Origin of the sequence: Stenotrophomonas maltophilia R551-3 (genome assembly GCF_000020665.1) — a bacterium.
Taxonomy (GTDB): Bacteria; Pseudomonadota; Gammaproteobacteria; order Xanthomonadales; family Xanthomonadaceae; genus Stenotrophomonas; species Stenotrophomonas maltophilia_L.
In genome coordinates this window covers 771,642-783,548 of sequence record NC_011071.1, presented here as the reverse complement: position 1 = coordinate 783,548, position 11,907 = coordinate 771,642, and the positions used below count along the sequence as shown (strand labels likewise).

Here is an 11,907-nt window from a genome sequence, read left to right as displayed (position 1 = left end):
CGGTCAGCGGCGCACGTAGTGCACGAAGCGGAACGCGTAGGCGTGGCGTTCATCGGCCGGGTGCGGCTCGCTGCTCACTTCCTGCCAGTCATCCGCGTCCACCTCAGGGAAATGCGTGTCGGCGGGGACTTCTGCATCGACCCAGGTCAGGTACAGGTCGCTGGCCTGGTCCAGCAGCTGGTGGAAGATCTCGCCGCCGCCGATGATGCACAGTTCGCTGGCGCCCTCGCCTTCGGCAATCGCCTTCGCCTCGTCCAGTGACGCCACCGCGCGCATGCCCTCGAATGGCACCTGGCCGCTGCGGGTCAGCACCAGGTTGGTCCGCCCCGGCAGCACGCGGCCGATCGACTCGGCGGTCTTGCGCCCCATCAGGATCGGCTTGCCCAGGGTGAGCGCCTTGAAATGCTTGAAATCATCCGGCAGGTGCCAGGGCATGGCATTGCCCTGGCCGATGCCACGATTGCGGTCCAGCGCCACGATCATCGACAGCTTCATTGCTACCACCTCCTCAGCTGGCATCGATCTGCAGGCGTTCGCAGGCAGCGTTCGCGGCACTGGCGGCCTGCAATGCCGCAGCCAGCGCAGGGCTGGACGTGGTCTGCTCATCCAGGCCAGCGAGGATCTTCTGCTTCTGCGCCTCTTCGATCTCCTTCAGGCCCGGTCCCGACAGGATCTCTGCCGACAGCGCAGCGATATCGTCACTGGCGCCGCGCGCCAGGAACGCCTTCAGCTGGTCGTTGGAATAGACGGTGGCCAGACCCTGTTCAAGCTCACGCTGATACGCCGGGTTCTCGACGCCCGCCTTCAGGTGCTCGGTCATCGCCGTGTACATGCCGGTCACCGCCTCACTCATCTGTGCCCGGCAGCCTTCCGGCACATCCTGGGGCATCATCGTGCTGCCGTTGAATGCCCCGGCGAACGCCTGCACTTCCTCGCGCATGTGCTTGTGCACGATCTGCTCATTGACCTGCCTGGCCAGCGACAGCGTATCCGACGGTGCGGCCTGGGCCATGCCCAGAGGCAGCGCGGCACACAGCGCCAACAGGCAGCGGGAAAGCATGCGCGCGCTCATACCGCCACCGGCGCCTTGATCGCCGGATGCGGATCGTAGCCGTCGATGCGGATGTCGTCGAACTGGAAGCCGAACAGGTCGGTTACCTCCGGGTTCAACCACAGCTTCGGCAGCGCGCGCGGCTCACGCGACAGCTGCTCGCGGGCCTGCTCGAAGTGGTTCGAATACAGGTGCGCATCGCCCAGCGTGTGCACGAAGTCACCCACGCCCAGGCCGGTGGCCTGCGCCACCATGTGGGTCAGCAGCGCGTAACTGGCGATGTTGAACGGCACACCGAGGAAAATGTCGCCGCTGCGCTGGTACAGCTGGCAGCTGAGCTTGCCGTCCACCACGTAGAACTGGAACAGGTTGTGGCACGGCATCAGCGCCATCTGCGAGAGCTCGCCCACGTTCCAGGCGCTGACCACCAGCCGCCGCGAATCGGGGTTGCGCTTGATCTCGTCCACCAGCCACTGCATCTGGTCGATCTCACCGCCATCGGCAGTGGCCCAGCTGCGCCACTGCTTGCCGTAGACCGGGCCGAGGTCGCCGTTCTCGTCGGCCCACTCGTCCCAGATCCGCACCTGGTTGTCCTTCAGGTAGCCGATGTTGGTGTCGCCCTTCAGGAACCACAACAGCTCGTGGATGATCGAGCGCAGGTGCAGCTTCTTGGTGGTGACCAGCGGGAAGCCGTCGGCCAGGTTGAAACGCATCTGCCAGCCGAACACGCTGCGGGTGCCGGTACCGGTGCGGTCGCTCTTCTCGGCACCGTGTTCCAGCACGTGCGAGAGCAGGTCCAGGTAAGCCTTCATGCCTTGCCCTCGGCAGCCACCGGCAGCTGCGGCTGCAGTACCGGCGCGCGGCGCGACATCACCAGCAGCACCAGGCCGAAGGCGATCAGCGGCAGGCTGAGGATCTGGCCACGGGTCAGCCAGTCGAAGGCCACGTAGACGCCGTTGTCGGGCATGCGCACGAACTCCACCGCGAAGCGGAACAGACCGTACATCAGCGCGAACAGGCCACCCACCAGGTAGCGGTGGCGTGGCTTGGCCGATACCGCCCACAGCACCACGAACATCACCAGGCCTTCCAGCAACGCTTCATACAGCTGCGAGGGATGGCGGGCGAACTGGTTCAACGCGCCGGTCGCGAACTGCGCCTGCAGGGTGGCGTGGTCGAGCTGGTTCAGCGGTGCCGGCAGGCCGGACGGGAACACCACGCCCCAGCTGCCGTCGGTGTACTTGCCCCACAGCTCGGCACCAATGAAATTGCCGATACGGCCGAAGCCCAGGCCCAGCGGCACCAGCGGCGCCATGAAATCCATGGTGTCGAAGAAATGCAGCTTGTGCTTGCGCGACCACCACCAGCAGGCGGCAATCACGCCCAACAGGCCGCCGTGGAAACTCATGCCGCCATCCCACACCTTGAACAGCAGCAGCGGGTTGTGCAGGAAATCGCCCAGCGCGTAGAACAGCATGTAGCCGATGCGCCCGCCCAGCACCACGCCGAGCATGGCGTAGAACAGCAGGTCGGAGAAGCCGTTGGCATCGACGCCCGGCAGGCGCCCATCGGCGATGCGCTTGCGGCCCAGCAGCCAGGCTGCGGTGAAGCCGAGCAGGTACATGATGCCGTACCAGTGCACCTTGATCGGCCCCAGCGAGAGGGCGATGGGGTCGATGTCGTGGAAATAGATCATGGAAGGTGCCTTGCGGTTGAACGCCTATTCTCGGGCCAGTGCCGCCCCGGCTCAACCAAGGAGCTGGGGCGAGTTCGGCAACGCGTCATCGTTCGACCGCGTCGAGGCTGGAAAGTGCCCTTCGATCAGGCTGGAGACCTCGTCGATGGCATCCTGCAGCGCTTCCACCGGATTGGAACCACGCAGGCCCTCGCGCAGGTGGGTGCAGACCCGCTGCCACTGCGCCGGGCTGACCCGGCCGTGCAGGCCGCGGTCGGCGACGATCTCGATCGCGTGATCGGCCAGCAGCAGGTAGATCAGCACGCCGTTGTTGTGGGCCGTGTCCCAGGTACGCAGGCGGGCGAAGGCGTGTTCGGCGGCCTGGCGCGGGGTCACTTTGTGCCACAACGCGGCCCACGGCAGGTCGGCTTCGACCGCGAACATCACCTGGCCACCGTGGCGTTGCTCACCGGCCGCGATGGCCTCGGTGATCGCCTGCAGCGTGGCCGGCGGGAACGCACGCCGCACCGACGGCGAAAATACATGGCGACACAGACGTTGGATCATCACCAGCCTCCCGAAGCACCGCCGCCGCCGGAACGGCCACCGCCGCCGCCCCAGCCGCCGCCACCACCAAATCCACCGCCCCCGCCGAAGCCGCCTCCGCCGCCCCAACTGCCACCGCCCCAGCCTCCACCACCGGCAAAGCGCCCGGGATGGCCGGACAGCATGGCCACGATCAGGCCGACGATGCCCGCCAGGCCACTGGCCAGCAGGGTGGAGGTGAACAGGAACGCCGCCAGTGCGGCACCGGCACCGCCGAGCAGGCCACGCAACGGTCGCGGCACGCGCGAGAACACGCCGCGCAGGATGCTGCCGGCGAATACACCGATGAACAGGGCCAGGAACCAGGTATCGCCGCCACCGTCGGGCTCGCGGCCCCGCTGGCCGCTGACCGGCGCCGGCAGTGCCTCGCCATCGACGATCTTCACCAGCACCGCGGTGGCATCGGTGATGCCACCGGCGTAGTCGCCGGCTCGGAAGCGCGGCACCAGATATTCCTGGATGACCCGGTTGGCGATGGCATCGGGAATGGCGCCCTCCAGGCCGTAGCCCGGTTCGATGCGCACGCGCCGGTCGTCCTTCGCCACCACCAGCAGCACACCGTCATCCACGCCCTTGCGGCCGACCTGCCATTGGTCGAAGACCCGCGTGGTGTACTGCGCGATGTCCTCAGGCTGGGTGCTGGGCACCACCAGCACCTGCAGCTGGCTACCCTTGCGCTGCTGCAGGTCCAGTGCCTGCTGCACCAGCGCCTGCTTCTGCGCGGCATCCAGCGTTCCGGTGGTATCGACCACCGGCGAGTCCAGCGCCGGAATCGGCGCCAGCTGCTGGGCCTGCGACGCCAACGGCAGCCACAGCAGCAGGGCCAGCAGCGCAGTGGCCAGGCGCATGGGTCAATGGCCCGGCTGCGGAGCCGGCTGCTGCTGCGGCGCGCTGCCGAAATCCACCGCCGGCGCGTTGGAGATCTGCGCTTCGTTGTCCACGGTGAAGTTCGGCTTGGTCTTGTAGCCGAAGATCTTGGCGGTGATCACCTGCGGGAACGAGCGGATGTAGGTGTTGTAGTCCTGCACCTGCTGGATGTAGCGACCGCGGGCGACGGTGATGCGGTTCTCGGTACCTTCCAGCTGCGCCTGCAGATCGCGGAAGTTCTGGTCGGACTTGAGCACCGGATAATTCTCGGTGACCACCAGCAGCCGCGACAACGCGCTGCCGAGTTCGCCCTGGGCCTGCTGGAACTGCTTGAGCGAGGCTTCGTCGTCGGCGTTGACGTTGATCTGACCGACCCGCGAGCGGGCGTTGGTGACTTCGGTCAGCACGCGCTCTTCCTGGCTGGCAAAGCCTTTCACGGTCTGCACCAGGTTGGGTACCAGGTCGGCACGGCGCTTGTACTGGTTGAGCACTTCGGACCAGCTGGCCTTGACCGCTTCATCCTTCTGCTGGATGGCGTTGTAGCCACAGCCGGAGAGCAGTGAAGCCAGCAGCATCAAGGGCAGGACGCGGGTGAACAGGCGCATGGCGAAGGTTCCGGGTGGGCTTGGCGCCGAGCATGCCATGGTTCGGGTGAAAGACCGGCCATCGGGCGCCGCCCCCTCCGCGGTGGCCATGCTCATGGATCGCCTGAATAGTCCGGGCGGGTGGGCATGGCGGGGGACGCCGTGAATCCGTCCCTGGAGGCTTGGCCGCGGCATCCATGCCGCGGACACCCCCGCCACGCCCACCCGCCCGGCCTCATACGGTTTCCTGCGCACCGCGGGAAGATCAAAAGAAAAAAATAAAAGCAAAAGCCGGTTCTTCAGGCATTCGTGTCGACCAAGGTCGACACCTACCAAAGCAGAACGCCTTTCCGACCGATCGCGGCAATCTGTCGGAGGTGGGGCGGTGTGGGTTGGCAGGACCGTTGGCGCCATGGATGGCGCCATCGAGCCCCCATGGATGGGTTCACGGCGTGTCCTGCCAACCCACACCACCCCGCCCAACCCTCAGAAAACCAGCGCCGGCTTTTGCCGTTGACGTTGATTGCAGCGGGTGCAGGGCTGCAAGCCCTGCCGGAATCCAACACTCCTCAGCAGGCCTCAGCCACCGCAGCGCGCGGACGCCCCAGCCATGCCAGCAGCAACCCTGAGGCCGCCAGCAGGCCACCGGCCACCGGAATCGCGGCGTAGCCCAGGCCCGAACTGATCACCGCACCACCCAGTGCTGCACCGAGCGCATTGCCGAGATTGAACGCACCGACGTTGATCGACGACGCCAGGCCTGGCGCCTCGCTGGCCGCCTGCATCACCCGGATCTGCAGCGGCGGCACGATCGCGAAGGTCGCGGCACCGAACAGCAGCACGCCCAGCGCCGCCGTGGCGTGATTCATGAAGGCCAGCGGCAGCACGAACATCAACACGGCCAGTACCGCCAGCAGGATGCGGGTGGCACCATCCAGCGACCAGTCGGCCATGCGCCCGCCGATGCCATTGCCGAAGGTGAAGCCGATGCCGATCAGGGCCAGCGACATCGCGATGAAGGCGTTGGAGGCGCCGGTCAGCTCGGTCAGCACCGGCGCCACGTAGGTGTAGAGGGTGAACATCGCGCCGGCGCCGAGCACTGTGGTGGCCATGGCCAGCAGCACCTGCGGCTGCAGGATCGCCTTCAGTTCGCGGCGCACGTCCGGACGCGCATCGGGCGCGGATGCCGGCAGGGCCAGGCCCAGCGCGGTGATCGCGACCAGGCCCAGCACCGCCGTGCCGGCGAAGGACAGGCGCCAGCCCAGCTGCTGCCCCACCCAGGTGGCCAGCGGCACACCGCCGATGTTGGCGATGGTGAGGCCCATGAACATGGTCGCCACGGCGGCCGCCTGCTTTTCCTTCGGTACCAGGCTGGCGGCGACCACCGCACCGATGCCGAAGAAGGCACCGTGATTGAGGCTGGTGACCAGGCGCGACAACAGCAGCAGGCCGTAGTTCGGGGCCAGTGCCGACAGCAGGTTGCCGACCACGAAGATCGACATCAGCAGCATCAGCGCAGTGCGCTTGCCGAAGCGTCCCATCAGCAGGGTCATCACAGGTGCACCCAGCATGACGCCCACGGCGTAGGCCGTGATCAACATGCCGGCGGTGGGGATGTTCACGCCTACGCCGTCGGCAATGACCGGCAGCAGGCCCATCGGCGCGAATTCGGTAGTGCCGATGGCGAAAGCGCCAACAGCGAGGGCCAACAAGGCGGCTCTGGAGTTCATGGGGTCATCCTGCGTGGGGGCAGGTCCTGGGAAAGAGCGCGTAGCCTGCGCGCTTTACCGGCCCGGATTAAGCCTCGCCCCGGGAAAACACTGTTGATCTCAATTCACAGCTGGCGGGAACCTCCCCGCCGGGCATGGCGCGGCGCTACCAGACCACGCCACGAACGGTAGCGCCGGGCCATGCCCGGCGGGCGCAGCGGCCCCGAAACGAAGAACCCCCGGCAGGGCCGGGGGTTCGGGGTGACACGCTTGCCTGTGAGCCGCTTACCAGTCGCCGGCGCCCGGCACGTGGTGTTCGCGTGCGCGGCGGCGCATCAGCAGGTTCAGCCACTCCACCAGCACCGAGAAGCCCATCGCCGCGTAGATGTAGGGCTTGGGCACGTGCACGTCCAGGCCATCCAGGATCAGCACCGCACCGATCAGCAGGATGAAGGCCAGGGCCAGCATCTTCACGGTCGGGTTGGCATCGATGAAGCGGCCCAGCGGGTTGGCGGCCAGCAGCATCACCGCCACCGACAGCAGGATCGCGGCGACCATCACCGGCACGTGGTCGGCGATGCCGACGGCAGTGATCACCGAATCCAGCGAGAACACGATGTCGATGATCGCGATCTGCGCGATCACGTAGCCGAACACAGCCGAGGTCTTGGTCGTGCTCGGGTCCTCATCCTCGCCACCGGTGATCATTTCCTTGATCTCCATCCAGCCCTTGATGATCAGGAACAGGCCACCGACGATCAGCACCAGGTCGCGGATGGAAATGCCCATGCCGGCCACGGTGAACAGGTTCGCCTGCATGTGCGCCAGGTATGCCAGGGACACCAGCAGGCCGATACGGGTGATGCAGGCCACGGCGATGCCGAGCCGGCGTGCGAACGGGCGGCGGTGCTCGGGCAGCTTGCTGACCGCGATGGAAATGAACACCAGGTTGTCGATGCCGAGCACGATTTCCAGCGCACTAAGGGTGAACAGGGTCAACCAGACGTTCGGATCGGCGAGAAACTCAAGGGACATGGGAAGTCTTCAACAAGGGGGAGGAAGAAGGATCAGCCGGCGCTGGCCGGGAACAGGCGCGGCACCAGTACCAGGCCCCAGCACAGCAGCACGTTCATCATCAGCATGAACACCGCCGCCGAGCCCATGTCCTTGGCGCGCCCGGCCAGCTCATGGATCTCGCTGCCGTAGCGCTCGATCACCGCCTCGATGGCCGAGTTGGCCAGTTCCATCGCCAGCACCAGCAGCATCGAGCCGATCAGCAGCGCGCGCTCGACCGGGGTCTGGCCCAGCCAGACCGCGACCGGGGTCAGCAGGATCAGCAGGTAGACCTCCAGCCGGAACGAGGACTCATGCAGCCAGGCGGCGCGCAGGCCCTGCCAGGACCAGCGGGCGGCCTGGAAGATGCGGCGCGGGCCGCGGGGCAGATGGCCGAACTGATCAGCCACGGGTGGAACATCCAGCAACAGGGGCGCGGCGCAGCGACCGCTCAGACGCACGGCAGGGAATCATGGGTGCACAGGGATAGGCAGATGGCCGCCATTTTGCCACAAGGCCGCCAGCCGTACGCCGGGCGGCCCTGGCCAATGGCCTGCCAGGGGCAAGCCCCGGCCCGGCCCAGCTTCTATGATGGCTTTCCCCTTCCCTGCTGGAGCGCCTGATGTCCCGTCGCCGTACCTGCCTGCTGATGCTGGGCCTGCTGACCGCCGCACCGCTGGCTCAGGCGCTGAGCCCGGCCAAGCCGCCGCGCGTGCCCGAGCAGGTCTCCAACGTGGCCTGGGCCGGCGACATGGCCCACTTCGCCAGCACCGACCAGACCAGCCCACCGCCACGGGGCGGCATCGAGTTCATCGGCAGCTCCTCGATCCGCATGTGGGAAGGCCTGGCAGCCGACTTCCCCGGCCAGCCGGTGTTCAACCGTGGTTTCGGCGGTTCGGAAGTGCGCGACAGCACCTGGTATGCCGGCCAGATCGTGGTGCCGTATGCACCGTGCAAGGTGTTCTTCTACGCCGGTGACAACGACCTCAACAGCGGCCGCAGCGCCGTGCAGGTGCGCGACGATGTGGTTGCCTTCGTGCAGCGCGTGCATCGCGACCTGCCGAAGACGAAGGTGGAGTACCTGTCGATTAAGCCAAGCCCGTCGCGCGCGCACCTGCTGCCGGCGATCAACGAGGCCAACACGCTGATCAAGGCGGCCCTGGCCAAGCTGCCCAACACCGGCTTCACCGACGTCTACACGCCGATGCTCGGCACCGACGGCCAGCCGGATGCGTCGCTGTTCCGCGAGGACATGCTGCACATGACCCCGGCCGGCTATGCGATCTGGACCAGGGCACTGGCGCCGAAGGTCAACTGCAACTGAGCCATTGCCGACGCCGGGCATGGCCCGGCGCTACCGCCGCCCATCCACGCATGGCGTGGATCTACCGGGATCGGGCGTGGGGTCAGAGCCCGTTGCGTGGCAACGGGATCCGACCCCGGCCAAGCACCGTGGTAGCGCCGGGCCATGCCCGGCGTGGCGTCAGCGGAAAATCACCGTGGCTTCGGTGCCCTTGCCCGGCTCACTGGCCAGGCTGACCTTCCAGCCGAAGCGATCACACAGCCGACGCACGATCGACAGGCCCAGGCCGGTACCCTGCGGGCGGCTCGGCTCGGCGCGGTAGAACGGCTCGAACGCGCGCGACAGCGCCTCGGCGGACATGCCGATGCCGGTGTCGCGCACCACCACCCGGTCGTTGTGCACGTGCACGTCGATGCGCCCTTCGTCGGTATAGCTGCAGGCGTTGCGCACCAGATTGCTGACCACCACCTGCAGCACCCGTGGCGGCGCATGCAGCTGCACCGGACCATCGCTGTGCAGGTGCACCGATACCGGACGCGTACCCAGCAGCTCGTTGGCGTTGTCCACCTCGTAGCGGACGATGTCGTTGACGTCGAACAGCTCGATCTGCGGCTCGACATCGGCCTCGCGGGCCAGGATCAGGAACGCATCGATCACTGCCTCCATGTCACGCCCGGCGCGCTGGATACGCTGGAGGCTGCGGCGCAGGCGCGGCTGCAGACTGTCATCGCCCAGCGCCATGTCGCTGGCCACGCGGATCACGGTCAGCGGTGTGCGCAGCTCATGGCTGGCATCGCGGGTGAAGTTGCGCTCACGGGCCACGTGCGCGCTGACCCGGTTGGCCAGTGAATGCAGTGCGGCGGCCAGCTGCCGGGTCTCGCCCTGCATGTCCGCCGGCAGCTTGTTCGGCTCCAGGTCGGCCGCCTCGGGATGGCCCGGGTCCCAGCGCGAGACACGGCGCGCCAGCCAGTTCACCGGCGACACCAGCCGCTTGGAGGCGCGATAGGTCACCCAGCTGGCGCCATACACCGCCAGCAGGGTCAGCAGCACCGGCACGATGCCGAACCAGAACGCCAGCATTTCCGCGCGCGAACGCAGGAACACCAGGTACAGGCGGCCGGCCGGGCGCACATCGACCAGTACCAGCTGGTCGTCCTTGCGCAGTTCGTGGAAGCCCGGCTCCAGATTGCGCAGGTTGGCCGGCAACGACAACGCCGACTGCCCGCTTTCCAGCAGGTAGCCACGGATGTTCTGGGTGTTGGGTGGCGGCTGCACCGGCGAGGCCTCGTGCAGGGTCCAGAAGTACGCCGCTTCCTCGCGCAGGGCGGCGCCGACCAGGCTGTGCTTGATCACCAGCGATACCAGCCAGGCACCGAGCAGGATGCCCAGGCTGGCCAGCACTGCCTGCAGGATGAAAGCGATACGGATCTTGCGCGGCAGGCCGTGCGGCATTGCGGGGTCCCGGTCGGAGCGCTGCGATTATAGGCAGCGCACCGCGCCGTAGTCGTGCATGGGCGCTGACCGGCGGTACCGCCTGCCGGTCATGCCCTGCCCTGGTGCGTGGCCGTTGCCCGGCCGGGCTTGCTGCTGCACCGGCGATGGCCCTGCTCAGGCCATCGGCTGGGCGATATCGGCAATGCGGTAACCGGCGCTCTGTACGGTGTGCAGCAGCGGGCGGTCGAACGGCTTGTCGATGATCTTGCGCAGGTTGTACAGATGGCTGCGCAGGGTGTCCGAATCCGGCAGCCCGTTGCCCCAGATCTCGCGCTCGATCTCCTGGCGGGTGACCACGCGCGGCGATTCGCGCATCAGGATGGTCAGCAGGCGCAGGCCGATCGGCGACAGCTGCAGCTCGGTGCCGGCACGGGTGGCACGCATGCTGACCGGATCGAGCACCAGGTCGGCGACCTTGAGCACTTCCGAACCGACCTGACGGCGTTCGCGACGGATCAGCGCGCGCAGGCGTGCTTCCAGCTCCTGGATCGCGAACGGCTTGGTCAGATAGTCATCGGCGCCGAAACCGAGCCCGGTGAGCTTGTCATCCAGCGTGTCGCGTGCCGTGAGCATCAGCACCGGGGTGGACTTGCGCGCATCGTTGCGCAGGCGACGGCACACTTCGATGCCATCCAGGCGCGGCAACATCAAGTCGAGCACCACGACGTCATAGCTGTTCTCCGCCGCAAGGCGGTAGCCATCCAGGCCGTCCTGTGCATAGTCGACTTCGAAGCCGCGACCTTCCAGGTATTCCCCGATCATCTCGGAGATGTTGCGGTTGTCTTCGACCACCAGCACCAAGCCGGAGGTCTCCTTCGTCTGACGCATGTGATTCCCTCTAACTTCAGCTTTGTGAAACATGCCGGATCGACGGTGGACGCGATGTGAAGTTCCGTCAAGAGGGATGTAAATCGTTCAGAGCAGGGGCCGCAGCAATGGCCAGACGTTGTCCAGCACCTTCGGCTGCGCCTGCGCGGTCGGGTGCAGGCCATCAGCCTGCATCAGCCCGGGCTGCAGTGCCACACCTTCCAGCAGGAACGGCAGCAGCGGCACCTTGTACTGCGTGGCCAGTGCCTTGTAGGCCGCCGCCAGCCGCTGGCGATAACCCGCCCCATAGTTGGGTGGTACATCGATGCCCAGCAGCAGCACCTTGGCACCAGCCTTCTGGCTGGCCTGCACCATCTTTTCCAGGTTGCCCTGCACCTGCGCCGGGGTCAGCCCGCGCAGTGCGTCATTGCCGCCGAGGGCAATCACCACCACAGTCGGTTTCTCCTTGGCCAGCAGGCCCGGCAGGCGGGTCAGAGCGCCGGCGGTGGTCTCACCGCTCATGCTGGCATTGACGATGCGCGCCGGGGTTTTCGACTGCTGCCTGACCCGCTGCTGCAGCAGGCTGACCCAGCCGGCGTCGGCAGGGATATTGTGGGCAGCACTGAGGCTGTCGCCGAGCACCAGCACCGTGCCGGCCGGACCTTTGGCAGAGGCCAGCCCGGGCAGCAGCAGTAACCCCAGCAACAGCACCATCATCGCGCCGGCTCGCCGGCTCCATCCCGTCTTGCGCATTGGAG

At 66.9% G+C, this 11,907-nt stretch carries 14 protein-coding genes; 1 reads left to right on the top strand and 13 read right to left on the bottom strand.

The window, feature by feature from the left end:
• Positions 1-3: 3 nt before the first annotated feature.
• The 10 genes from SMAL_RS03380 to SMAL_RS03335 form a co-directional block, all read right to left on the bottom strand.
• Entirely contained in the window at positions 4-495 is a 492-nt protein-coding gene (locus SMAL_RS03380) for a dihydrofolate reductase (protein ID WP_012510098.1), read from the bottom strand.
• A gap of 13 nt (positions 496-508) precedes the next feature.
• A complete protein-coding gene (locus SMAL_RS03375) occupies positions 509-1,060 on the bottom strand; it encodes a hypothetical protein (protein ID WP_012510097.1) in 552 nt (183 codons plus the stop codon).
• Between the two features lie 8 nt (positions 1,061-1,068).
• Positions 1,069-1,863, bottom strand: coding sequence for a thymidylate synthase (locus SMAL_RS03370; protein WP_012510096.1), 795 nt, complete (start codon positions 1,861-1,863; stop codon positions 1,069-1,071).
• Complete coding sequence (lgt, locus tag SMAL_RS03365) at positions 1,860-2,747, bottom strand: prolipoprotein diacylglyceryl transferase (protein WP_004144483.1); 888 nt, start codon at positions 2,745-2,747, stop codon at positions 1,860-1,862. The genes SMAL_RS03370 and lgt overlap by 4 nt, the downstream gene beginning before the upstream one ends.
• A gap of 51 nt (positions 2,748-2,798) precedes the next feature.
• A complete protein-coding gene (locus tag SMAL_RS03360) occupies positions 2,799-3,293 on the bottom strand; it encodes a TPM domain-containing protein (RefSeq protein ID WP_004144481.1) in 495 nt (164 codons plus the stop codon).
• Positions 3,293-4,180, bottom strand: a complete 888-nt coding sequence (locus SMAL_RS03355) for a TPM domain-containing protein (RefSeq protein WP_012510095.1) — start codon at positions 4,178-4,180, stop codon at positions 3,293-3,295. Before SMAL_RS03355 ends, SMAL_RS03360 begins: the two co-directional genes overlap by 1 nt.
• A gap of 3 nt (positions 4,181-4,183) precedes the next feature.
• Positions 4,184-4,804: a LemA family protein gene (locus SMAL_RS03350; protein WP_012510094.1), complete on the bottom strand. Its 621-nt coding sequence runs from the start codon at positions 4,802-4,804 to the stop codon at positions 4,184-4,186.
• 548 nt (positions 4,805-5,352) lie between these two features.
• On the bottom strand, positions 5,353-6,513 hold the full coding sequence (locus tag SMAL_RS03345; RefSeq protein ID WP_012510093.1) for an MFS transporter: 1,161 nt from the start codon (positions 6,511-6,513) through the stop codon (positions 5,353-5,355).
• A gap of 264 nt (positions 6,514-6,777) precedes the next feature.
• Positions 6,778-7,527 (bottom strand): TerC family protein, encoded by a 750-nt coding sequence (locus tag SMAL_RS03340; protein ID WP_012510092.1) that lies wholly within the window; start codon positions 7,525-7,527, stop codon positions 6,778-6,780.
• A 32-nt stretch (positions 7,528-7,559) separates the two neighbouring features.
• Positions 7,560-7,955 (bottom strand): diacylglycerol kinase, encoded by a 396-nt coding sequence (locus tag SMAL_RS03335; RefSeq protein WP_012510091.1) that lies wholly within the window; start codon positions 7,953-7,955, stop codon positions 7,560-7,562.
• Positions 7,956-8,167: 212 nt separating this feature from the next.
• Here SMAL_RS03335 and SMAL_RS03330 point away from each other — a divergent pair, with 212 nt between their 5' ends.
• Positions 8,168-8,869: an SGNH/GDSL hydrolase family protein gene (locus tag SMAL_RS03330; protein WP_012510090.1), complete on the top strand. Its 702-nt coding sequence runs from the start codon at positions 8,168-8,170 to the stop codon at positions 8,867-8,869.
• 159 nt (positions 8,870-9,028) lie between these two features.
• On the opposite strand, the gene SMAL_RS03325 is transcribed toward SMAL_RS03330, so the two are convergent.
• The 3 genes from SMAL_RS03325 to SMAL_RS03315 all read right to left on the bottom strand — a co-directional run bounded on the left by SMAL_RS03325 (position 9,029) and on the right by SMAL_RS03315 (position 11,902).
• Complete coding sequence (locus SMAL_RS03325) at positions 9,029-10,300, bottom strand: sensor histidine kinase (protein ID WP_012510089.1); 1,272 nt, start codon at positions 10,298-10,300, stop codon at positions 9,029-9,031.
• 156 nt (positions 10,301-10,456) lie between these two features.
• Positions 10,457-11,170, bottom strand: a complete 714-nt coding sequence (locus SMAL_RS03320; RefSeq protein ID WP_002811889.1) for a response regulator transcription factor — start codon at positions 11,168-11,170, stop codon at positions 10,457-10,459.
• An 87-nt stretch (positions 11,171-11,257) separates the two neighbouring features.
• On the bottom strand, positions 11,258-11,902 hold the full coding sequence (locus SMAL_RS03315) for an arylesterase (protein WP_012510088.1): 645 nt from the start codon (positions 11,900-11,902) through the stop codon (positions 11,258-11,260).
• Positions 11,903-11,907: the final 5 nt, after the last annotated feature.

Excerpts from the sequence above, each read along its gene's own strand:
- SMAL_RS03380 (WP_012510098.1), bottom strand. The coding sequence starts at position 495 with ATGAAGCTGTCGATGATCGTGGCGCTGGACCGCAATCGTGGCATCGGC.
- SMAL_RS03375 (WP_012510097.1), bottom strand. The coding sequence starts at position 1,060 with ATGCTTTCCCGCTGCCTGTTGGCGCTGTGTGCCGCGCTGCCTCTGGGC.
- SMAL_RS03370 (WP_012510096.1), bottom strand. The coding sequence starts at position 1,863 with ATGAAGGCTTACCTGGACCTGCTCTCGCACGTGCTGGAACACGGTGCC.
- lgt (WP_004144483.1), bottom strand. The coding sequence starts at position 2,747 with ATGATCTATTTCCACGACATCGACCCCATCGCCCTCTCGCTGGGGCCG.
- SMAL_RS03360 (WP_004144481.1), bottom strand. The coding sequence starts at position 3,293 with ATGATCCAACGTCTGTGTCGCCATGTATTTTCGCCGTCGGTGCGGCGT.
- SMAL_RS03355 (WP_012510095.1), bottom strand. The coding sequence starts at position 4,180 with ATGCGCCTGGCCACTGCGCTGCTGGCCCTGCTGCTGTGGCTGCCGTTG.
- SMAL_RS03350 (WP_012510094.1), bottom strand. The coding sequence starts at position 4,804 with ATGCGCCTGTTCACCCGCGTCCTGCCCTTGATGCTGCTGGCTTCACTG.
- SMAL_RS03345 (WP_012510093.1), bottom strand. The coding sequence starts at position 6,513 with ATGAACTCCAGAGCCGCCTTGTTGGCCCTCGCTGTTGGCGCTTTCGCC.
- SMAL_RS03340 (WP_012510092.1), bottom strand. The coding sequence starts at position 7,527 with ATGTCCCTTGAGTTTCTCGCCGATCCGAACGTCTGGTTGACCCTGTTC.
- SMAL_RS03330 (WP_012510090.1), top strand. The coding sequence starts at position 8,168 with ATGTCCCGTCGCCGTACCTGCCTGCTGATGCTGGGCCTGCTGACCGCC.
- SMAL_RS03325 (WP_012510089.1), bottom strand. The coding sequence starts at position 10,300 with ATGCCGCACGGCCTGCCGCGCAAGATCCGTATCGCTTTCATCCTGCAG.
- SMAL_RS03320 (WP_002811889.1), bottom strand. The coding sequence starts at position 11,170 with ATGCGTCAGACGAAGGAGACCTCCGGCTTGGTGCTGGTGGTCGAAGAC.
- SMAL_RS03315 (WP_012510088.1), bottom strand. The coding sequence starts at position 11,902 with ATGCGCAAGACGGGATGGAGCCGGCGAGCCGGCGCGATGATGGTGCTG.